The sequence below is a fragment of the Streptococcus mitis genome (assembly GCF_002096925.1).
GTDB lineage: Bacteria > Bacillota > Bacilli > Lactobacillales > Streptococcaceae > Streptococcus > Streptococcus mitis_AF.
The window spans coordinates 17,564-37,990 of record NZ_NCVN01000014.1; the positions used below are offsets into that span (position 1 = coordinate 17,564).

Genomic DNA, 20,427 nt, shown 5'->3' on the forward strand with positions numbered 1-20,427 from the left:
AAAGTAGATGATAACCACTCTCAAAGAGGGGTTATTTTTACTAGTAAAAGTCTTTAAATCTAAATGAATTAATGAAATTTTATAAAAGTTTAAGCCTTTTTTCTTAAAATATTTATATGAGTATAGAATACCTGGAGAAAATATGAATATTTTAAAAAAAATACATCCATCTAAACCTCTAAAATACTTGAGATGGTTTGACATTGTGATTATTACGATCATAATGTTTGGTCAGTTTATAATTCGTTCAACCGAGCTATTTTTAGCAAATACGTTTCCAACGGGTGCATCAAGTACAGTAGAGGCAGTTAGACAGGCTGCAAGCGAAAGTGCGGCTTATTTTAGTAATTTTACCCTGCAAGCTATATTACTGACTGTGACCTTACTCTATCTTTTGATTCGAAATTATGATTTTAAACAGCTTCCTATTCGCTGGAATTGGTCCATTATCTTTTGGGTTCCATTTATATTTGCTTTAGTGGGACTGTTTGGAGACTTGGTTACAACTCTCACTGGTAAATATAATTACTTTAATCCAGACCTTTTTGCCTATATAGATTTCACGCAAATAATAGGGAAGTTCTTAGCTCTCAGCCCGATAGCGATTGCCTATGCCTTGCTTAATGGATTTTATGAAGAGTTTTTCTTTCTAGGTTTGTTAACTTCAGTGAAGGAAAAACACAAGTGGTTGGTTTTGCTTTATTCTACTAGTATTCGTATTTCCTTCCACACCTATCAAGGATTAGTATGGGCTTTGGTAATCGGTGTAGTTTATGGCTTATTCTATTATTTTTTATACAAATATAAAATTAAAAATCTCCTTCCATTCTTTCTCATGCATGCTTTAGCAGATATGTTTGGTTCTAGCCTGATCTATCTATTGGTTGCTTGGGGGACTTAAGAATTAGAAAAGTCCACTCAGTTGTCTGAGCGGACTTTTTGTGTCAAGACTTTTAGTCTTTATTTTCGTATGGTAAGATCAAGTTCAAGATGATTCCTGTCATAGCTGATAGGGCAGTACCTGAAAGGGTAACTGGACCAAGTTTAAGGATAGCTCCTCCAAGTCCAAGTACCAACATAGCACTTGCGATGATTAGGTTACGCATTTGACTGAAGTCTACACGTTCTTTGATCAAGACTTTCAAACCATTACTTGCGATAACTCCGTAGAGAAGGATTGACATACCACCAAGTACAGCATTTGGAATGGTTGAAATCAAGGCAGTGAATTTACCAAGGAAGCTAAGGGCAATCGCGATGAAGGCAGCGTTACGGATAACTGAGACAGAAGCGATACGAGTCATACCGATAACCCCTGTATTTTCTCCATAAGTTGTATTGGCTGGTCCACCAAGGAAGGCAGAAACTGAAGTTGCGATACCGTCACCAAGAAGAGTACGGTGAAGACCTGGTTCTTTCAAGAATTGACGGCCACAGATTTGACCCAAAACAGTATGGTCTCCGATATGTTCAGAAATTGTTACGATAGCGATTGGCAAGATAGCGATGGTTTCTGGACCGAAGTAAAGATTGTATTCTTTAAAGGCACCGCCTGTATTAAATGGCAAGTAGAAACCAGGAATCTCGAACCAGTTGGCTTTAAGAACTGGTGTAAAGTCAACCAAGCCAAGTGTTAGTGCGAAGAGGTAACCACCGATAATGGCAAAGAGGAATGGAATGATTCGTAGGAAGCCTTTTCCTTTTGTATTGATAAAGGCAGCAATCAAGAAAGTAACAACTGCTACAAGAGCATTTTTCCAATTCCCGTCAGCTACAAGACCAGCATTGGTAACAGCTGAACCTGCAAGTCCCAGACCGATAACGATAATCATAGGTCCGATGATGATTGGTGGCAAGAGTTTATCAATCCATTTTGTACCTGCAAAACGAACACCTGCAGCCACAAGGACATAGACCAAACCAGTCAAGATAACTCCTGTTTGAGCAGCAGATACATCACCACCCATTTCTTTCATAGCCAGTGACATTGCTGTGATAAAGGCAAAAGAAGAACCTAGATAAACTGGAACTTTAAATCCAGTTGAAATCATATAGATGAGTGTCCCGACACCTGAAGCAAAAAGGGCAACAGATACAGGCATTCCCAAAATCAAGGGTACCAAGATGGTCGCACCGAACATGGCGAAAACGTGTTGGAAACTAAGGAGAATTCCTTTTCCAGCCGAAGGACGTTGGTCAACGTCTAGTAACAAATCAACAGTTGATTCTTGTTTCATATAAACCTCACTTTTGGGCATCAAAAAAGAGCCCATTATTTTACAGCAATAGGCCCTCAGAGTAAGACTTCTCTAAAATCTAGACTTTAAAGAGTTTCAAGTATTTCTGCGTCTTCGTCACCTCACGGGATGACATTAAAAACCTTTGCTTGTGATAGTATAGCAGAAATTCCGAACTTTGTAAACATTTTTTACTAAAAAATTTAAAGCGGGCGTTTGTTGGGCATGCCAGCCTTTCTTGGATATTTATTTGGTGTTTCTTTTTTCTTTTCTACCACTGTGATGTAACGTGGATCTCCATTTGGTAGGGCGTAGCTGAGATTGTCTTCTACTTTACTAAAAAGGAGGTTGAGGGCATTCTTAGCTTCTAATAATTCCTCAGGAGCATTGCTAGCCTTGAGTGCCAATAGTTTTCCGCCAACTTTAAGGTAGGGAATAGTTAATTCAGATAGGACTTGCATACGGGCAACCGCACGAGCCGTTACAAAATCATACTGAGCACGGAAGTTTTTGTCTTGGGCAAAATCTTCGGCACGTCCATGGTAGAAATGAACATCGTCTAAATCCAGTTCCTGAGCCAAAAGTTTGAGGAAGTTGATGCGCTTGTTGAGAGAATCAATGATAGTTACATTTAGCTGAGGATAGAGGATTTTCATAGGTAGACTAGGAAATCCTGCCCCGGCTCCAATATCAAGAAGTTTGATAGTTTCATTTGAAATTAAGCCTTGCAGAATGGGTGCAATCGAATCGTAAAAGTGTTTCAGATAGACTTCTTCCTTATCTGTAATAGCCGTCAAATTAATCTTCTCATTCCACTCGACCAAGAGTTCAAAATAGCGTTCAAATTGTTTTTTTTGCTGGTCCGAAAGTGAAAGATTTTGCTCGGCAAGCAAGTTGTAAAATGTTTCTGGTTTCATAGTTTTTTCCTTCTTTAGTATCATCTTATTTTACCACAATCATTAAAAATTTGATATACTGGTACTAATCTAAAAGCAGAAAGGACTTATATAATGACTTGGATTATTCTTGGAGTTATCGCTCTTATTGTTATTTTTGTGATTGTTAGCTATAACGGTTTGGTTAAGAATCGTATGCAAACCAAGGAGGCTTGGAGCCAGATTGATGTTCAGTTGAAACGTCGAAATGACCTCTTGCCAAACTTGATTGAAACTGTAAAAGGTTATGCCAAATATGAAGGTTCTACCCTTGAAAAGGTGGCAGAACTGCGTAACCAAGTGGCAGCAGCGACTTCACCAGCAGAAGCTATGAAAGCTAGTGATGCCCTCACTCGTCAGGTTTCAGGTATTTTTGCAGTTGCAGAAAGCTATCCAGATTTGAAAGCTAGTGCCAACTTTGTTAAATTGCAAGAGGAGTTAACAAACACAGAAAATAAAATTTCTTACTCTCGTCAACTCTACAACAGTGTTGTCAGCAACTACAATGTAAAATTAGAAACTTTCCCAAGCAATATTATCGCTGGAATGTTTGGATTTAAAGCAGCAGATTTCCTTCAAACACCAGAAGAGGAAAAGGCAGTTCCTAAGGTTGATTTTAGAGGTTTAGGTGACTAAGATGTTGTTTGATCAAATTGCAAGCAATAAACGAAAAACCTGGATTTTGTTGCTGGTATTTTTCCTACTCTTAGCTCTTGTTGGCTATGCGGTTGGTTACCTCTTTATGCGGTCTGGGATTGGTGGTTTGGTTATCGCACTGATTATCGGCTTTATCTATGCCTTATCCATGATTTTTCAATCGACAGAGATCGTCATGTCCATGAATGGGGCGCGTGAGGTGGATGAGCAAACGGCACCAGACCTCTACCATGTAGTGGAAGATATGGCTATGGTGGCTCAGATTCCTATGCCTCGTGTTTTCATCATTGATGATCCAGCCTTAAATGCCTTTGCGACAGGTTCTAACCCTCAAAATGCGGCGGTTGCTGCGACGTCAGGTCTCCTAGCTATCATGAATCGTGAAGAACTAGAAGCTGTTATGGGACATGAAGTCAGTCATATTCGTAATTACGATATCCGCATTTCGACTATTGCTGTTGCCCTTGCTAGTGCTATCACCATGCTTTCTAGTATGGCAGGTCGTATGATGTGGTGGGGTGGAGCAGGTCGCAGACGAAGTGATGATGACCGAGAAGGAAATGGTCTTGAAATCATTATGCTAGTGGTTTCCCTACTTGCAATTGTGCTGGCACCTCTCGCTGCAACCTTGGTGCAACTAGCTATTTCTCGTCAGAGGGAATTTCTAGCTGATGCTTCCAGTGTCGAGTTGACCCGCAATCCTCAAGGGATGATTAATGCTCTACGTAAGTTGGATAATAGTAAACCGATGAGTCGTCCTGTCGATGATGCCAGCAGTGCACTTTATATCAATGATCCTAAGAAAGGGGGAGGGTTCCAAAAACTCTTTTATACCCATCCACCTATCTCAGAACGGATTGAACGTTTAAAACATATGTAAAATGAAGGCTGGGAAAAAGCCTTTAAAATCTGAAAAACGCATAATATCAGGTGTGCAAAAAACTTGATATTATGCGTTTTATTATGGGAAGATTTACTTTCTCTTCTCCTAAAATTGTGTTTTGCCCCACCTATCTGCTATGTTGCAAATTTATAAATCTTGTAAATCAACTGCTTCTAATCCTTTTTTTGTTAAGCGATAGATGATTGAACAGACCTCTTTTAAGAAACGACGGTCATGCGAAACAGTGATGAGACCGCCTGGATAGGTGGCAAAGAGTTTCCTGATGTGGGGTTGAGAAGTTGGAGAAAAATTTCGTGTGGGTTCATCCAGCAGAAGAAAGTTTGGTTTGCGCAAGACTAAATCCAAAAGCAGGAGTTTTCCCTGTTGTCCGCCAGATAAGGAGAGAATTTGATGCTGCATTTCTGGATAACTGAAATTGAGACTGGCTAAGTGAGATTGGATTTTCTGTAGTTCCTCTTTTTCCCCAGTTTGACTTAGATAGGCTATTGGTGATAAATCCAATTTCAGTTTTTTGTGGTAATCTTGTGGCATATAACCAAGTGAAATCTCTCTTTTTTGACTTAGCAGTTGTTGCAACTTTGCTAACAGAGTTGATTTCCCCATACCATTTGGGCCTATGAGACCGATTTTTTCTTGTCCACGGACAGTTAGTTGTAGTTTTTGAACCAAAACTTGGTCGCCAATGGACAAATTTTCTTTTTCCAGTTGGATTAAGACTTTAGAAGCCGGTAATGGTTGGATGTCTGAGAAGAAAAGTCTGATTTCTTCCTCTTCAAGTGGCTTTTGGGTTATAGACTGAGCTGCCCTTTCGTAGCGTTTTTCTTGAGAGAGGACAGTTTTCATCTTTTTAGCCAATAGGCGACCGGCAGTACTGTCTTTGGTAGCTCGAAGTGCAGTTTCTACATTTTGCTTGACTCGCCGATGTTTTTCCATGGTTTTATCATAGGCTCTTTGGTCGTTAGCAGCTTGCTGGCTTTGTCTGGCAAAATTAGCCTTTCTCTGCTCACTATAGCGATCATAGTCTAAATGCTCTACTAGCGTTTCCGCTTCTTTACGGTGCTTGACCAGTCGCAAGTGGACAATAGTGTCTGCCGTTTCAGAAAGAAAGTCCTCATCATGGGAAATGAAAATAACGGTTTGCCTAATCTTTCGAATCTGACCTTTTAGCGAGTCAACCGTCTCAAGGTCTAGGTCATTTGAAGGTTCATCTAAAAATAGAATCTCAAAGGGTTTGGCTAACTCATGGATGAGCTGAATTTTCAAAGCTTCGCCCCCTGATAGACTGCCAATTTCTTGGTTGCTAGCGAAACGATTGCTATCAAAGTGCAACTCCTCAGCCAAACGATAGAGGACACTGTAGTCTAAATCAATAGAATCTAAAAAGAAGTAGTCGTGTAGACTTTTCTTTTTCCGCTCTTCGGGGAGTTTTTGAGGAATGTAGGCTATTGATTGATAATCAGATTGAATGTCTCCCCTGATAGTGAAATCAGGTAAAGTTTCTCCCATTAAAGTTTTAAGCAAGGTTGATTTGCCATTTCCTTCTTCGCCAATAATAGCTACCTTTTCCCCGTCTTGGATGGTCATGCTTAAGTCGGCTACAAGGTCTCGTAAATCTTTGTTTTGAGTGATGGTCAGGTGATTGATTTTTATCATATTGTTGCCCTTTCTAGAATGTCGATAGTGCATAACAAAAAGCTCTACTTTATCTAGTAGAGCCAAAGTTTATGTCAAAAAACTCTATTAATACTCTTCGAAAATCTCTTCAAACCACGTCAGCGTCGCCTTACCGTAGATATATGTAACTGACTTCGTCAGTCTTATCTACAACCTCAAAGCAGTGCTTTGAGCAACCTGCGGCTAGCTTCCTAGTTTGCTCTTTGATTTTCATTGAGTATAAAATGCCAGAAAAAGAGCATAAAAGAGTACACAAAAAGAGACAAAAACAAGATCTACTAAATAAAGGTTCTTTATTTGATAGACTTAGTTGTTCATGTCTCCCTTACCTCCGAGTATTAGTATCTCTATACTATACCTTTCAGGATATTTTGTCAACAGAAAACTGATAATTCTAATCTCTAGAATCCAAAAACAGGTCCATAAAGAGTTAGTACGTGTTTGATATGCTCGTAATGGAACTTGTCATAGTTGCGCCAAGCGCTGCGTGCTTGATCATTTAGTTTTAGGCTACCAAGACCAATCAGAAGACTGGTACGTTGGTAAAATTTCTCAAGCTCGATTAAGATACTGTTGTTCAACTTTTCCGCTTTTTTGAGCTCTTGCAGAGTAGTATTTAGCAGCTCTTGTAGTCGAATATCATCTGCCCTACCCTGTTTGCAACTTTGGAAACTTTTATTTAACTCGGATAGGAGTTGGGTTGCATTAGTAATGAGTTCTTTGTCTTCCATGTGAGCATCCTCCTTGCTCTGATGTATTATTGCCTATAGTATAGCACTAAAAAACAAAATGTCATAGTAAATATGTTGAAAATCGAATTTTAATTATAAAGTTTGCTGTGCTGATTTGTAGCCTTTTCATGGTATAATCAAGAGAGTAAATCTTTATGGAGGAAGTATGAAATTAAATATTCAAGAAATTCGTAAGCAGTCTGAAGGCTTGCATTTTGAACAAACGTTAGACCTAGCCGCAGACCTGCGTGCACGCAATCAAGAAATTTTAGATGTAAAAGATATCCTTGCAGTTGGGAAAGTACAGTACGAAGACCGTATGTATTTCTTAGATTATCAACTATCTTATACCATTGTTCTTGCTTCAAGTCGCAGTATGGAGCCAGTTGAGTTAGTTGAATCTTATCCAGTAACGGAAGTTTTCATGGAAGGCGCAACTAACCAGCTAGATCAAGAAGTTCTAGATGATGATTTGGTCTTGCCTATCGAAAATGGAGAACTTGATCTTGCTGAGAGCGTGTCAGATAATATCCTTCTCAACATTCCTATCAAGGTCTTGACGGCTGAAGAAGAGGCTGGTCAAGGATTTGTTTCAGGAAATAACTGGCAAATCATGACAGAAGAAGAATACCAAGCCCAACAGGCAGTTAAGAAAGAAGAAAACAGTCCTTTTGCTGGCTTACAAGGACTATTTGACGGAGACGAATAATGGTCTTGTCAAAAAAACGAGCACGAAAAGTGCTGGAAGAAATAATTGCTCTGTTTCCAGATGCCAAGCCCAGTCTTGATTTTACCAATCATTTTGAACTACTAGTTGCGGTCATGTTGTCAGCTCAGACAACGGATGCAGCGGTAAATAAGGCCACACCAGGTCTCTTTGCTGCCTTTCCAACGCCACAAGCCATGTCTGTGGCAACTGAGAGTGAAATTGCTTCGCACATTTCTCGTCTAGGACTGTATCGGAATAAGGCTAAATTTCTAAAAAAATGTGCTCAACAACTATTAGACGATTTTGACGGTCAAGTTCCTCAGACACGTGAAGAATTGGAAAGTCTGGCAGGTGTTGGTCGCAAGACGGCCAATGTTGTCATGAGTGTGGGATTTGGGATTCCAGCCTTCGCAGTGGATACTCATGTGGAGCGTATTTGTAAGCACCACGATATCGTCAAAAAATCAGCGACGCCACTTGAGGTGGAAAAACGGGTCATGGATATCTTGCCACCTGAGCAGTGGTTAGCAGCCCATCAGGCCATGATTTATTTTGGAAGAGCCATTTGTCATCCTAAAAATCCAGAGTGTGACCAGTACCCGCAATTATATGATTTTAGCAATTTATAAGATGGGTCTCAAAAGTTTTTGCTTGATTTTAAGCATGCTTTGTGCTATAGTAATTGATAACTAAATATTCCTTTAAACCTGTCCCGTGAGGCAGGCAAGGAGCGCGATAAAGTAGAAGGGTGAAGTCTATACTATTTGCAGTAGGGCTCGCTTGGCTATACATTTCAAGTCTCCTTGTTTAAGGAGACTTTTCTTTTTGGAGGTTTGTCATGAAGACAAAAGAAGTTGTAGACGAATTGACCGTCAAACGAGCGATTACGCGTATTACTTATGAGATTATCGAACGCAACAAAGATTTGAATAAAATCGTCTTGGCTGGTATTAAAACTCGTGGTGTCTTTATCGCCCACCGTATCCAAGAACGTTTGGAGCAGCTAGAAAATCTTTCAGTTCCTGTTGTGGAATTGGATACTAAACCTTTCCGTGATGATGTTAAAAGTGGAGAAGATACTTCTTTGGTTTCTGTCGATGTGACAGACCGCGAAGTTATCTTGGTGGATGATGTGCTCTATACAGGTCGAACCATCCGTGCTGCTATTGATAATATTGTAGGTCATGGTCGTCCTGCGCGCGTGAGTTTAGCAGTTCTAGTCGATCGTGGACATAGAGAATTGCCAATCCGTCCAGATTACGTTGGAAAAAATATTCCAACTAGTCGTTCTGAAGAAATCATCGTAGAGATGGCAGAACTTGATGGCCAAGACAGAGTTCTGATTACTGAAGAAGCTTAGAAAGCTAAAGGAGTAGCCATGTCAGAAAATCAACAAGCATTGAACCATGTGGTGTCCATGGAAGACCTCACTGTCGATCAAGTCATGAAATTGATCAAGCGAGGAATTGAGTTTAAAAACGGAGCTCAGCTTCCTTATGAAGACCATCCGATTGTTTCCAATCTTTTCTTTGAGGATTCTACACGGACGCATAAGTCCTTTGAAGTTGCAGAGATTAAACTGGGATTGGAGCGACTTGACTTTGATGTGAAGACTAGTTCGGTCAATAAGGGTGAAACACTTTATGATACCATTTTGACTCTGTCTGCTTTAGGAGTGGATGTCTGTGTGATTCGCCACCCTGAGGTTGACTACTACAGAGAGTTAATTGCAAGTCCGACGATTACGACTTCCATCATCAATGGTGGAGATGGTTCGGGTCAACACCCTAGCCAGAGCTTGCTTGATTTGATGACTATTTATGAGGAATTTGGTCACTTTGAGGGTCTTAAGGTTGCGATTGCAGGTGACTTGGACCACTCACGTGTTGCCAAATCCAATATGCAGATTTTGAAACGCTTGGGAGCTGAACTCTTTTTCGCTGGACCTGAGGAATGGAGAAGTCAAGAGTTTGCAGACTATGGACAGTTTGTAACCATTGATGAAATCATTGATCAGGTGGATGTCATGATGTTTCTCCGTGTGCAACATGAACGCCATGATAGTGGAGCTGTCTTTTCAAAAGAAGATTACCATGCCCAACATGGCTTGACTCAAGAACGTTATGACCGTTTGAAAGAAACAGCAATCCTCATGCACCCAGCTCCAGTCAATCGTGATGTAGAAATCGCAGATCACTTGGTTGAAGCACCAAAATCACGGATTGTCCAACAAATGACCAATGGTGTCTTTGTTCGAATGGCAATCTTAGAATCCGTACTGGCGAGTAGAAACGCCAACTAAAACACAAGACGTTAAAAGACGCCAGTGAGCGTCCACGAGAGGTGAAAATATGACAAAAAGACTTCTAGTATTAGAAGATGGCACAGTTTTTGAAGGCAAGGCCTTCGGAGCAGATATTGATGTAACAGGCGAAATCGTCTTTAATACAGGTATGACTGGCTACCAAGAATCCATTACAGACCAGTCTTATAATGGACAAATCTTGACCTTTACTTATCCTTTGGTAGGAAATTATGGAATTAACCGTGATGACTACGAATCCATTATTCCAACTTGTAAGGGAGTCGTTGTTTTCGAAGAAGCACGTAGAGCAAGTAATTGGCGAAATCAAATGACGCTGGATGAATTTTTGAAAGCCAAGAAAATTCCTGGTATTTCAGGGATTGATACGCGTGCACTTACCAAGATTATCCGTAAGCATGGTACTATGCGTGCAACCTTGACTCATGTTGGAGACAGTATGGACCATGTGACGGATCAGCTCCAAGCGACAGTCTTGCCGACGGATAATATCAAGCAGGTTTCTACTAAAACATCCTATCCAGCTCCAGGAGTTGGTTTGAGCGTGGTTCTAGTGGACTTTGGTCTCAAGCACTCAATCCTACGTGAACTTTCTAAACGTAACTGTAACGTGACGGTTGTTCCTTATTCGACAACGGCTGAAGAAATTCTCCATCTCAATCCTGACGGAGTTATGTTGTCAAACGGTCCAGGTAACCCAGAAGATGTTCCACAGGCACTCGATATGATTCGAGGCGTGCAAGGAAAGATTCCAATCTTTGGTATTTGTATGGGGCACCAACTCTTTGCAATGGCAAACGGGGCAAAGACTTACAAGATGAAGTTTGGTCACCGTGGATTCAACCATGCGGTACGTGAAATTGCTACAGGACGTGTGGATTTTACAAGTCAAAACCATGGTTATGCAGTTAGCCGTGAGGATTTGCCAGAGCACTTGATCATTACCCATGAAGAAATCAATGACAAGTCAGTTGAAGGTGTACGTCACAGATACCAACCGGCTTTCTCTGTTCAATACCACCCAGATGCAGCCCCTGGTCCACACGATGCAAGTTACCTATTTGACGAGTTTATCGAGATGATGGAAGCTTTTAAACGATCAAACTAAGAACGAGTAAAACCTCGTCGGAGAATTTATGCAACTGAACACGGACGGAAAGCTCGGAATTTAGATAAACCAATTTGGATTGTCAATCCTTCCTTGGTTTCCTAAAATTCAATCGCTTTCTATTCGTCCTTTGTATCTTATTTAATGGCAATCCGAGAGTTGCCGAATAGAAAGGAGAAGGGTGGTCCGTATTTGCTGAACTGAATACGGGCTACGGACGGTGCTAAAAAGATAGTTATTCCTAGAACTGATAGTTCTTCGTCATAACTCCTATTTTAGCTTTGTCCGCTTGACGCCCTTAATATCTTATATATGCCTAAACGTACTGATATTCAAAAAATTATGGTGATTGGTTCTGGTCCGATTATTATTGGTCAAGCTGCTGAGTTTGACTACGCTGGGACCCAGGCTTGCTTGTCTTTGAAAGAGGAAGGTTATGAGGTTGTTTTGGTTAACTCAAATCCTGCAACTATCATGACGGACAAGGAAATTGCTGATAAGGTTTATATTGAACCGATTACACTTGAGTTTGTGACACGAATTCTTCGCAAGGAACGTCCAGATGCCTTGCTACCAACACTCGGTGGTCAGACAGGTCTCAACATGGCCATGGAATTATCTAAAAATGGTATCCTTGATGAGCTTGGTGTTGAACTTCTGGGAACTAAATTATCTGCTATTGACCAAGCAGAGGATCGTGACCTCTTTAAACAATTGATGGAAGAATTGGAACAACCCATTCCAGAATCTGAAATTGTAAACACTGTTGAAGAAGCTGTTGCCTTTGCAGCAACAATTGGCTACCCAGTCATCGTTCGTCCAGCCTTTACACTTGGTGGTACTGGTGGTGGAATGTGTGCTAATGAGGAAGAATTGCGTGAAATCGCTGAAAATGGATTGAAATTGTCACCTGTGACCCAATGTTTGATTGAACGTTCGATTGCAGGTTTCAAGGAAATCGAATACGAAGTTATGCGTGACTCAGCTGACAATGCTTTGGTTGTTTGTAACATGGAAAACTTTGACCCAGTTGGGATTCATACAGGAGATTCCATTGTATTTGCCCCTGCTCAAACCATGTCAGACTATGAAAACCAAATGCTTCGTGACGCTAGCTTGAGCATTATTCGTGCCCTCAAGATTGAAGGTGGGTGTAACGTTCAGCTAGCCCTTGATCCGCATAGCTTCAAATACTATGTCATCGAAGTAAACCCCCGTGTATCGCGTTCTTCAGCCCTTGCTTCAAAGGCGACAGGTTACCCAATTGCCAAATTGGCTGCTAAGATTGCCGTAGGTTTGACCTTAGATGAGGTGATCAACCCAGTTACAGGTTCAACCTATGCCATGTTTGAGCCAGCCCTTGACTATGTGGTTGCCAAGATTCCGCGTTTCCCATTTGACAAGTTTGAAAAGGGTGAGCGCCGTCTTGGTACCCAGATGAAGGCGACTGGGGAAGTAATGGCGATTGGTCGTAACATCGAGGAATCTCTCCTTAAAGCTTGTCGCTCCCTTGAAATTGGTGTGCACCACAATGAAATGCCTGAACTTGCAGCGGTTTCGGATGATGCCTTGATTGAAAAAGTTGTCAAAGCCCAGGATGACCGTCTCTTCTATGTGTCAGAAGCTATTCGCCGTGGTTACACACCAGAAGAAATTGCTGAATTGACTAAGATTGATATCTTCTATCTGGATAAACTCTTGCATATCTTTGAAATTGAGCAAGAATTAGGTGCCCATCCACAAGATCTAGAAGTCTTGAAAACAGCAAAACTAAATGGTTTCTCAGACCGTAAGATTGCTGAACTATGGGAAACGACAGCTGACCAAGTTCGCCAGCTTCGTTTGGAAAGCAAGATTGTTCCAGTTTATAAGATGGTAGATACTTGTGCGGCAGAATTTGACTCTGAAACACCATACTTCTATTCAACCTATGGTTGGGAAAACGAGTCTATCAAGTCTGATAAGGAATCTGTACTTGTCCTAGGTTCTGGTCCAATCCGTATCGGTCAAGGGGTCGAGTTTGACTATGCAACGGTTCACTCTGTTAAGGCTATCCAAGCTGCTGGCTACGAAGCTATCATCATGAACTCAAATCCAGAGACCGTATCTACAGACTTCTCGGTATCTGATAAACTCTACTTTGAACCATTGACTTTTGAAGATGTGATGAACGTCATCGACTTGGAGCAACCAAAGGGTGTTATCGTTCAGTTCGGTGGTCAAACAGCCATCAACCTTGCGGAGCCATTGGCGAAAGCAGGTGTGACCATCCTTGGGACACAGGTTGCTGACCTAGACCGAGCTGAGGACCGTGACCTCTTTGAGCAAGCTCTTAAAGATTTGGATATTCCACAGCCACCAGGACAAACGGCTACCAATGAAGAAGAAGCAGTTCTTGCAGCTCGAAAGATTGGCTTCCCAGTTCTTGTCCGTCCATCTTATGTACTTGGTGGACGTGCTATGGAAATCGTTGAAAACGAAGAAGACCTTCGTTCTTACATGCGCACAGCGGTTAAGGCTAGTCCTGACCATCCAGTCCTTGTAGACTCTTATATCGTTGGACAAGAGTGTGAAGTTGATGCCATTTCAGACGGAGAAAATGTCCTTATCCCTGGTATCATGGAGCATATCGAACGTGCTGGTGTCCACTCAGGTGACTCAATGGCCGTTTACCCACCACAAACCTTGTCGCAAAAGGTTCAGGAAACTATAGCAGACTATACGAAACGTCTAGCAATCGGCCTTAATTGCCTTGGAATGATGAACATCCAGTTTGTTATCAAGGATGAAAAAGTCTACGTTATTGAGGTCAATCCACGTGCCAGCCGTACGGTTCCATTCCTTTCTAAAGTGACCAATATCCCTATGGCTCAAGTAGCAACCAAGCTCATTCTTGGTCAAAAACTTGAAGAACTTGGCTACCAAGATGGACTTTACCCTGAAAGTACCCGCGTTCATATCAAGGCACCTGTCTTCTCCTTTACCAAACTAGCTAAGGTAGACAGCTTACTTGGTCCTGAAATGAAGTCAACAGGGGAAGTTATGGGTTCTGATACGACTTTGGAAAAAGCTCTCTATAAGGCCTTTGAAGCTTCTTACTTACACTTGCCAACTTTTGGTAACGTTGTATTTACCATCGCTGATGATGCCAAAGAAGAAGCCTTGGACTTGGCTTGTCGTTTCCAAAATATTGGCTATGGAATCCTCGCGACAGAAGGGACAGCAGCCTTCTTTGCCAGTCATGGATTGCAAGCCCAACCTGTTGGTAAGATTGGTGATGACGATAAGGATATTCCAAGCTTTGTTCGTAAAGGAAGAATTCAAGCTATCATTAACACAGTAGGAACAAAACGAACTGCAGACGAAGATGGAGAGCAGATTCGCCGTTCAGCTATTGAACACGGGGTGCCCCTCTTCACAGCCCTAGATACAGCTAACGCCATGCTCAAAGTATTGGAAAGCCGTAGTTTTGTCACAGAAGCAATCTAGTTGAGAAAAATTTTTCACAGTTAAAAAGCCAGCGTCAGAAAACGCTGGTTTTTTTCAATACTGTTCTTGCTTGTTTTAACTATCATGCTTTCCTTAAGAATCGTTTCAAAATGTGATGTAATAAGAATAAATTGGAAATAGGAAATTATTTTCATTATATTTTCAAAAATACATTAATAAAATAAGCAAAGACAAGATTAGAAAGTGAATATTCAGATGTCTTCTTACAAAAAGGTCTCTCTTTCTGAAATCAACCAATCTATTGAAACTCCGAATAACAATCATTTTTGCAAAATCTAAAAGTATTTTTGGGGACTGGAGTTCTTGTAGCAGTTGGTTATATGGATTCTGGAAACTGGATTACCAGTGTTGTTGGTGATGCTTCCTACAAGCATAGTCTCTTATTTGTTATTTTGATTTCATCCATTATCTCCATGCAGTTACAACAGATGGCTGGAAAGCTCGGTATCGTGACTAGGATGGATTTAGCGCAGGCAATCGCACATCATGCTCCCAAATGGTTCCGCTATAGTCTATGGTGATTTTAGAATTAGCTTTGATGGCGACAGACTTGGATGAGTTTTTTGGTTCAGCGATTGTCTTGAATCTTTTGTTTAAAATACCGATAAAGATCGCTATCCTACTAACCGTTTTAGATGTATTTTTTTTGCTTTTGTTGATGAAATTTGGTTTCAAGAAGATTGAAGCTATTGTTACAACCCTTATCTTAACCATATCAGGTATCTTTTCTTATCTGGTAGCTTTATCCAATCCGAGTATACAGGGGATTTTTGGTGGCTATTTACCGACTCCGACTTTATTTGAAAGTACTCTGCCAGGACATGAGAGTCAACTGACTTTGGCTTTAGGTATTGTGGGAGCAACAGTCAAGCCCCATAATCTCTATCTTCATTCATCCCTATCTCAAACAAGGAAGATAAACCATAAGGATAAAAAGGATGTTCGAAAAGCTGTTCGTTTTATGATCTGGGACTCAAATCTTCAGTTGCCCCTAGCCTTTGTTGGCAATTCCTTACTTCTAATTTTAGGAGCATCGCTCTTTTTTGATCATGCGTCTGAAATTTAAACTTTTCTCAAATGTACAATGCTTTACAGGATTCGACAATATAAGGAGCGATAGCCAGCTCAACTCTGTCTTGTTTGCTTTAGCTTTCTTAGCAAGTGATCAAAATTCTACTATCACAGGCACCTTGACTGGACAGATTGTTATGGAAGGTTTCTTGCATCTGAAATTACCTTAGTGGATCATTCGTATTGGTACAAGGATTTTTTCCTTGCTTCCTGTGATCATAGTTGGACATCAAGAAAGAACCTTGGATCAGTTATTGGTCTATTCACAGGTCTTTCTTTCCATCGCTCTTCCATTCTCAATTTTTCCCTTAATTTATCTGACCTCTAAGAAGTCAGTGATGGGAGAATTTACCAATGTCAAGTGGAATACAATCCTAGGCTACGCAGTTTCAATCATCTTGACCATTCTCAATATCAAGCTTCTTTTCGATATTTTTTAACCCCGTTTGAAATCAATTATAGTTTCAGCGTGATGGTTGACAAATAGAAAGTAGTAGTGATGGATTCATAAAAAGAAGAAAAAAAGAACAGTCGAAACTGTTCTTTTTTATCATTATTTGAGACCGTATTTTTTGTTGAAACGATCCACACGTCCATCTGCTTGAGTGAACTTTTGACGTCCAGTGTAGAATGGGTGTGAGTCTGATGAAATTTCCACACGGATCAATGGGTAAGTTTCGCCTTCGAACTCAACTGTTTCGTTAGAGCGTTTTGTTGAACCGCTAAGGAATTGGTAACCAGTAGTTGTGTCCATGAAGACAACTGGGCGATATTCTGGATGGATATCTTTTTTCATTTTGCAATATTTCCTTTCTGCCATGGTCTCTTTGCGAGCCATAGATTGTTACCATACTAGTCTATCAGATTCTGAAAAGTTTGGCAAGTATTTTATCAGTTTTTAAGCAAGTTTTTTAACTTTTGGTAGATGATTTCGTTTTCCTCTAGGCTATAGGAATTAGCACCACTTGCTAGCGGGTGGCCTCCTCCATCATGTTCTTTGGCAATTTCATTGATAGGATGGATTTTACTGCGTAAGCGGACACGGTAGTGGCCATCAGCCTGCTCTACAAAAATTCCCCAGAGACTCACACTGTCAATGCGTCCAGGTGTACCGACAATGGCTGCAGTTTCAGCATCGGTAACATTGAATTGTTTTAAGACTTCTTGACTCAGGATAACGCGCGCTGCACCATTTTCATCCACTTCCAGATGGTCATAGATGTAGCCTTGAAGTTTAGCAATTTTGTAGCTCATAGTGTCCATTTTGCGAGTGAGAGCCGAAAAATCAAAGTTCTGTTCTCTCAGAGAGGCAGCCAGGCGGAGGGTGCGTGCAGTGGTAGAAGGGTAGAGGAAACGACCTGTATCACCAACGATTCCTGCAAAGAGCAATTCAGCAGCGCGATCTGACAAGGCCAGATGGGTTGTTTCAGCAAATAGGGCAATCATCTCGCTAGCACTGCTTGAACTAGTATCCACCCATGATAGGTCACCATATACATCATCATTTGGATGGTGGTCAATCTTAATGAGAAAATCACCTTGACTATAGCGCTTATCATCGATACGAGCGGTGTTAGCCGTATCACAGACGATGACAAGGGCGCCTTGGTAGACACTATCTTCAACAAGATCCATCTCAGCCATCCAAGTTAGAGTTGGTTCATCATAACCTACAGCTTTGATGGTTTTTTCAGGGAAATGATATTCCAGCAAGGCTTTCAAGCCCACTTGACTTCCCAAGGCATCAGGGTCTGGTTTCATATGACGATGAATGATAATCGTGTCGTATTCTTTGATTTTTTCTAAAATTTGATGGCAAATTTCCATAAATAACCTCAATTCTTTCTCATTTCATTGTAGCACAAGAATTTTTATTTTTAAAATGAAAAAGATGTGATATAATGGAGAAAGATAAATTGAGGAGGACGATATGGCATTAGCAAAAATTGTATTTGCCAGTATGACCGGTAATACCGAAGAAATTGCAGATATTGTAGCAGACAAATTACGTGACTTGGGCTTGGATGTCGATGTTGATGAATGTACAACTGTTGACGCTTCAGACTTCTTGGAAGCAGACATCGCTATCGTTGCGACCTATACTTATGGTGATGGAGAATTGCCAGATGAGATGATGGACTTCTACGAAGACCTAGCAGATCTCAATTTGAATGGCAAAATCTACGGAGTGGTCGGTTCAGGTGACACCTTCTACGATGAATTCTGTAAGGCTGTTGATGACTTTGACCGTGTTTTTGTTTCAACAGGGGCAGAAAAAGGTTCAGAGTGTGTTAAAGTTGATCTTTCTGCCGAGGAAGAAGATATTGAACGCTTGGAACAATTCGCAGAAGAATTGGCTGCTAAAGTAGGATAAACATAAAAGTGCGCTGATGCAATCAATCAGTGCATTTTTCTTATCGAGAGTTGAGATTTTACTAGCCTATTTGGTGGCTTTTTGATACAATAATTCAAATAAAGGAGGAGACTGTATGGATTTAGATAGTATTCGTCAAGAAATTGATCAAATCGACGATCAAATTGTCAAATTGTTAGAAGAACGAATGCATTTAGTTGAAGGGGTTGTGGCTTATAAGAAGGCTTCAGGGAAACCGATTTTAGATACCAAGAGAGAAGCAATTATCTTTGAAAAGGTTAGGAGTCGTGTAGAGGACAAGCGCTATCAGGAGACTATTGTAGCGACTTTTTCGGACATACTCAAACGTTCGCGTGATTATCAGGATCAAAATATCAAATGAAAAAAGAACAATTTTATCCGCTAGGGATTTTCCTAGCTGCCATGTTGGGTGGATTGGTCCGTTACCTAGTTTCCACTTGGTTACCAGCCAGTCCAGATTTCCCTTGGGGCACCCTTCTTGTTAACTATCTGGGAATTTTCTGCTTGATTTATCTAGTAAAAGGTTATCTAGTTTATAAGGGAACCAGTAAAGGTGTTATTTTAGCACTAGGGACGGGCTTTTGTGGCGGTTTGACAACCTTTTCCAGTCTCATGCTTGATGCTGTGAAACTACTGGATACAGGGCGTTATCTTAGTTTTGTCATGTATTTGCTTTTGAGCATCGGTGGAGGACTGCTTTTAGCTTACTATTTAGGGAGGAAGAAATGGTAATCGTCTATCTTGCAATTGCTTGTGGTTTCGGAGCTTTAGTGCGCTATTTCTTTTCCCGCTATAATCAAGCATCTAAATTGCCACTCGGAACGCTAATAGCCAATCTTTTGGGTTGTTTTTTAATTGGATTATTCTACAATCATGTGGAATCTAAGGAAGTCTATGCTATTCTAGCAACTGGATTTTGTGGAGGTCTGACGACTTTTTCGACCTTGAATGATGAACTTCAAAGACTGTTAAGTGATAAGAAGGTCTTTTATTCTTACCTGACTTTGACCTACCTAGGTGGTTTGGTTGCGATTTTTTTAGGAATTCTGCTATAAATTTCTTTACTTTTTTGCGGAAATTTGGTAAACTGTATCTTGTGTGTAATGGACGCACAAAAATACAGTTTATCCGCTGAGGAAGTTTCCTCAAGATTGACAAAGATAGGAGAATAAAATGAATCCATTAATCCAAAGCTTGACTGAAGGTCAACTTCGTACAGATATCCCATCATTCCGTCCTGGTGACACTGTTCGTGTTCACGCGAAAGTTGTCGAAGGTAACCGTGAACGTATCCAGATTTTTGAAGGTGTTGTTATCGCACGTAAAGGTGCTGGCATCTCAGAAAACTACACAGTTCGTAAAATCTCTAACGGTGTAGGTGTTGAGCGTATCTTCCCAATCCACACTCCACGTGTTGAAAAAATCGAAGTTGTTCGTTACGGTAAAGTACGTCGTGCGAAATTGTACTACTTGCGTGCTCTTCAAGGTAAAGCAGCTCGTATCAAAGAAATCCGTCGTTAATTCGACTAAAAAACTCTGCTTCTTCAGCAGAGTTTTTATCTAGCTCCCTTAGTTCAATGGATATAACAACTCCCTCCTAAGGAGTAGTTGCAGGTTCGATTCCTGCAGGGGGCATTTTTAGAAATGTAAAGAAAGACAAAGAAAATTTAAAGTGTTTATTTAATGGGCAATTATCACAAGTTCATTTTTAAAAATAATTTAGTATTTTTTGTCTTTTTTGACCAAATTTTGAGCAAAAGTTATATTTTGATCAATGAGTACAGATAAAGTGGATCTGCATAGTAACTTTGACATCTATTAGTTAAAAAATAAGGACTTCCTTTGTTAGAATGTCCTTATTTTTATTATGTGACTATTAGTCCGTCTCGCTCCGTTAGGTGAGAGACAAAAAAACCACCCGCTATGCGGGTGCGCGTCGAAGGTTATACCAAAAAAACTCCGAACGCGATACAATAAAGGTGTTCAAGCCAATTGTAAAGCGAAAGGAGAAAAATATGGCACAAAAGGCTCATAGTTTATCGCACACAAAGTGGCACTGTAAGTATCACATTGTGTTCACCCCTAAGTATAGACGAAAAGTTATCTATAATCAATATCGAAGTAGTTTAGGCGAAATATTTCATCGCTTGTGTAGTTATAAAGGAGTTGAAAT

The 20,427-nt window shown here is 40.6% G+C and carries 21 protein-coding genes, 1 tRNA gene and 1 pseudogene; 17 read left to right on the plus strand and 6 right to left on the minus strand.

What is annotated here, in order from left to right; translation table 11 throughout:
* Positions 1-142 precede the first annotated feature (142 nt).
* Positions 143-901: a CPBP family intramembrane glutamic endopeptidase gene (locus tag B7692_RS03945; protein ID WP_084929973.1), complete on the plus strand. Its 759-nt coding sequence runs from the start codon at positions 143-145 to the stop codon at positions 899-901.
* A 52-nt stretch (positions 902-953) separates the two neighbouring features.
* On the opposite strand, the gene B7692_RS03950 is transcribed toward B7692_RS03945, so the two are convergent.
* Positions 954-2,237: a uracil-xanthine permease family protein gene (locus B7692_RS03950; protein WP_004241778.1), complete on the minus strand. Its 1,284-nt coding sequence runs from the start codon at positions 2,235-2,237 to the stop codon at positions 954-956.
* Positions 2,238-2,440: 203 nt separating this feature from the next.
* Positions 2,441-3,154: a 16S rRNA (guanine(527)-N(7))-methyltransferase RsmG gene (gene rsmG, locus B7692_RS03955; protein ID WP_000801943.1), complete on the minus strand. Its 714-nt coding sequence runs from the start codon at positions 3,152-3,154 to the stop codon at positions 2,441-2,443.
* Between the two features lie 93 nt (positions 3,155-3,247).
* On the opposite strand from rsmG, the gene B7692_RS03960 reads away from it, so the two are divergent.
* Positions 3,248-3,808 (plus strand): LemA family protein, encoded by a 561-nt coding sequence (locus tag B7692_RS03960; RefSeq protein WP_084929974.1) that lies wholly within the window; start codon positions 3,248-3,250, stop codon positions 3,806-3,808.
* A 1-nt stretch (position 3,809) separates the two neighbouring features.
* Entirely contained in the window at positions 3,810-4,709 is a 900-nt protein-coding gene (gene htpX, locus B7692_RS03965; RefSeq protein ID WP_084929975.1) for a zinc metalloprotease HtpX, read from the plus strand.
* A gap of 150 nt (positions 4,710-4,859) precedes the next feature.
* Here htpX and B7692_RS03970 read toward each other — a convergent pair whose 3' ends face one another.
* Positions 4,860-6,419, minus strand: a complete 1,560-nt coding sequence (locus B7692_RS03970) for an ATP-binding cassette domain-containing protein (RefSeq protein ID WP_084924616.1) — start codon at positions 6,417-6,419, stop codon at positions 4,860-4,862.
* Between the two features lie 389 nt (positions 6,420-6,808).
* On the minus strand, positions 6,809-7,138 hold the full coding sequence (locus B7692_RS03980; protein ID WP_084929976.1) for a helicase BlpT: 330 nt from the start codon (positions 7,136-7,138) through the stop codon (positions 6,809-6,811).
* A gap of 166 nt (positions 7,139-7,304) precedes the next feature.
* Between B7692_RS03980 and B7692_RS03985 the strand changes: the two genes are divergently transcribed.
* From B7692_RS03985 to B7692_RS04015, 7 genes and pseudogenes are all read left to right on the plus strand, one after another.
* Positions 7,305-7,847: a YceD family protein gene (locus B7692_RS03985; protein WP_049500412.1), complete on the plus strand. Its 543-nt coding sequence runs from the start codon at positions 7,305-7,307 to the stop codon at positions 7,845-7,847.
* The gene (gene nth / locus B7692_RS03990; protein ID WP_000244443.1) at positions 7,847-8,476 is read left to right on the plus strand and encodes an endonuclease III; all 630 of its coding nucleotides are present in this window, start codon (positions 7,847-7,849) and stop codon (positions 8,474-8,476) included. The genes B7692_RS03985 and nth overlap by 1 nt, the downstream gene beginning before the upstream one ends.
* A gap of 209 nt (positions 8,477-8,685) precedes the next feature.
* Positions 8,686-9,207, plus strand: coding sequence for a bifunctional pyr operon transcriptional regulator/uracil phosphoribosyltransferase PyrR (gene pyrR, locus B7692_RS03995; protein WP_000850023.1), 522 nt, complete (start codon positions 8,686-8,688; stop codon positions 9,205-9,207).
* Positions 9,208-9,225: 18 nt separating this feature from the next.
* The gene (locus B7692_RS04000) at positions 9,226-10,149 is read left to right on the plus strand and encodes an aspartate carbamoyltransferase catalytic subunit (RefSeq protein WP_033687097.1); all 924 of its coding nucleotides are present in this window, start codon (positions 9,226-9,228) and stop codon (positions 10,147-10,149) included.
* A gap of 49 nt (positions 10,150-10,198) precedes the next feature.
* Positions 10,199-11,278, plus strand: coding sequence for a carbamoyl phosphate synthase small subunit (locus B7692_RS04005; RefSeq protein WP_049500415.1), 1,080 nt, complete (start codon positions 10,199-10,201; stop codon positions 11,276-11,278).
* A gap of 312 nt (positions 11,279-11,590) precedes the next feature.
* Entirely contained in the window at positions 11,591-14,767 is a 3,177-nt protein-coding gene (gene carB, locus B7692_RS04010) for a carbamoyl-phosphate synthase large subunit (protein WP_084929977.1), read from the plus strand.
* Positions 14,768-14,983: 216 nt separating this feature from the next.
* Positions 14,984-16,299, plus strand: a pseudogene (locus B7692_RS04015) (Nramp family divalent metal transporter).
* 113 nt (positions 16,300-16,412) lie between these two features.
* On the opposite strand, the gene B7692_RS04020 reads toward B7692_RS04015, so the two are convergent.
* Positions 16,413-16,655, minus strand: coding sequence for a type B 50S ribosomal protein L31 (locus B7692_RS04020; RefSeq protein ID WP_000710764.1), 243 nt, complete (start codon positions 16,653-16,655; stop codon positions 16,413-16,415).
* Between the two features lie 95 nt (positions 16,656-16,750).
* Positions 16,751-17,686 (minus strand): DHH family phosphoesterase, encoded by a 936-nt coding sequence (locus B7692_RS04025; RefSeq protein WP_084929978.1) that lies wholly within the window; start codon positions 17,684-17,686, stop codon positions 16,751-16,753.
* Between the two features lie 103 nt (positions 17,687-17,789).
* On the opposite strand from B7692_RS04025, the gene B7692_RS04030 reads away from it, so the two are divergent.
* The 7 genes from B7692_RS04030 to B7692_RS04060 form a co-directional block, all read left to right on the plus strand.
* A complete protein-coding gene (locus tag B7692_RS04030) occupies positions 17,790-18,233 on the plus strand; it encodes a flavodoxin (RefSeq protein ID WP_001162128.1) in 444 nt (147 codons plus the stop codon).
* Positions 18,234-18,348: 115 nt separating this feature from the next.
* A complete protein-coding gene (locus B7692_RS04035) occupies positions 18,349-18,615 on the plus strand; it encodes a chorismate mutase (RefSeq protein WP_049487675.1) in 267 nt (88 codons plus the stop codon).
* Positions 18,612-18,986: a fluoride efflux transporter CrcB gene (gene crcB, locus B7692_RS04040; protein WP_084929979.1), complete on the plus strand. Its 375-nt coding sequence runs from the start codon at positions 18,612-18,614 to the stop codon at positions 18,984-18,986. Before B7692_RS04035 ends, crcB (B7692_RS04040) begins: the two co-directional genes overlap by 4 nt.
* A complete protein-coding gene (gene crcB, locus B7692_RS04045) occupies positions 18,980-19,309 on the plus strand; it encodes a fluoride efflux transporter CrcB (RefSeq protein ID WP_049487680.1) in 330 nt (109 codons plus the stop codon). The genes crcB (B7692_RS04040) and crcB (B7692_RS04045) overlap by 7 nt, the downstream gene beginning before the upstream one ends.
* Positions 19,310-19,427: 118 nt before the next feature.
* Positions 19,428-19,775 (plus strand): 50S ribosomal protein L19, encoded by a 348-nt coding sequence (rplS, locus tag B7692_RS04050; RefSeq protein WP_001068669.1) that lies wholly within the window; start codon positions 19,428-19,430, stop codon positions 19,773-19,775.
* 42 nt (positions 19,776-19,817) lie between these two features.
* Positions 19,818-19,889: transfer RNA gene (locus B7692_RS04055), tRNA-Arg, on the plus strand.
* Between the two features lie 380 nt (positions 19,890-20,269).
* A partial coding sequence (locus tag B7692_RS04060) for a transposase (RefSeq protein ID WP_205008222.1) occupies positions 20,270-20,427 on the plus strand: 158 nt, incomplete at its 3' end.

Bases quoted from the DNA above. Each gene is read 5' to 3' on its own strand.
- B7692_RS04035 (WP_049487675.1), top strand. From the start codon at position 18,349: ATGGATTTAGATAGTATTCGTCAAGAAATTGATCAAATCGACGATCAA.
- rplS (WP_001068669.1), top strand. From the start codon at position 19,428: ATGAATCCATTAATCCAAAGCTTGACTGAAGGTCAACTTCGTACAGAT.
- crcB (WP_084929979.1), top strand. From the start codon at position 18,612: ATGAAAAAAGAACAATTTTATCCGCTAGGGATTTTCCTAGCTGCCATG.
- B7692_RS03980 (WP_084929976.1), bottom strand. From the start codon at position 7,138: ATGGAAGACAAAGAACTCATTACTAATGCAACCCAACTCCTATCCGAG.
- B7692_RS03945 (WP_084929973.1), top strand. From the start codon at position 143: ATGAATATTTTAAAAAAAATACATCCATCTAAACCTCTAAAATACTTG.
- B7692_RS04005 (WP_049500415.1), top strand. From the start codon at position 10,199: ATGACAAAAAGACTTCTAGTATTAGAAGATGGCACAGTTTTTGAAGGC.
- rsmG (WP_000801943.1), bottom strand. From the start codon at position 3,154: ATGAAACCAGAAACATTTTACAACTTGCTTGCCGAGCAAAATCTTTCA.
- htpX (WP_084929975.1), top strand. From the start codon at position 3,810: ATGTTGTTTGATCAAATTGCAAGCAATAAACGAAAAACCTGGATTTTG.
- carB (WP_084929977.1), top strand. From the start codon at position 11,591: ATGCCTAAACGTACTGATATTCAAAAAATTATGGTGATTGGTTCTGGT.
- B7692_RS03950 (WP_004241778.1), bottom strand. From the start codon at position 2,237: ATGAAACAAGAATCAACTGTTGATTTGTTACTAGACGTTGACCAACGT.
- B7692_RS04020 (WP_000710764.1), bottom strand. From the start codon at position 16,655: ATGAAAAAAGATATCCATCCAGAATATCGCCCAGTTGTCTTCATGGAC.
- pyrR (WP_000850023.1), top strand. From the start codon at position 8,686: ATGAAGACAAAAGAAGTTGTAGACGAATTGACCGTCAAACGAGCGATT.
- crcB (WP_049487680.1), top strand. From the start codon at position 18,980: ATGGTAATCGTCTATCTTGCAATTGCTTGTGGTTTCGGAGCTTTAGTG.
- B7692_RS04030 (WP_001162128.1), top strand. From the start codon at position 17,790: ATGGCATTAGCAAAAATTGTATTTGCCAGTATGACCGGTAATACCGAA.
- B7692_RS03970 (WP_084924616.1), bottom strand. From the start codon at position 6,419: ATGCACTATCGACATTCTAGAAAGGGCAACAATATGATAAAAATCAAT.
- B7692_RS04025 (WP_084929978.1), bottom strand. From the start codon at position 17,686: ATGGAAATTTGCCATCAAATTTTAGAAAAAATCAAAGAATACGACACG.
- B7692_RS03960 (WP_084929974.1), top strand. From the start codon at position 3,248: ATGACTTGGATTATTCTTGGAGTTATCGCTCTTATTGTTATTTTTGTG.
- nth (WP_000244443.1), top strand. From the start codon at position 7,847: ATGGTCTTGTCAAAAAAACGAGCACGAAAAGTGCTGGAAGAAATAATT.
- B7692_RS04000 (WP_033687097.1), top strand. From the start codon at position 9,226: ATGTCAGAAAATCAACAAGCATTGAACCATGTGGTGTCCATGGAAGAC.
- B7692_RS03985 (WP_049500412.1), top strand. From the start codon at position 7,305: ATGAAATTAAATATTCAAGAAATTCGTAAGCAGTCTGAAGGCTTGCAT.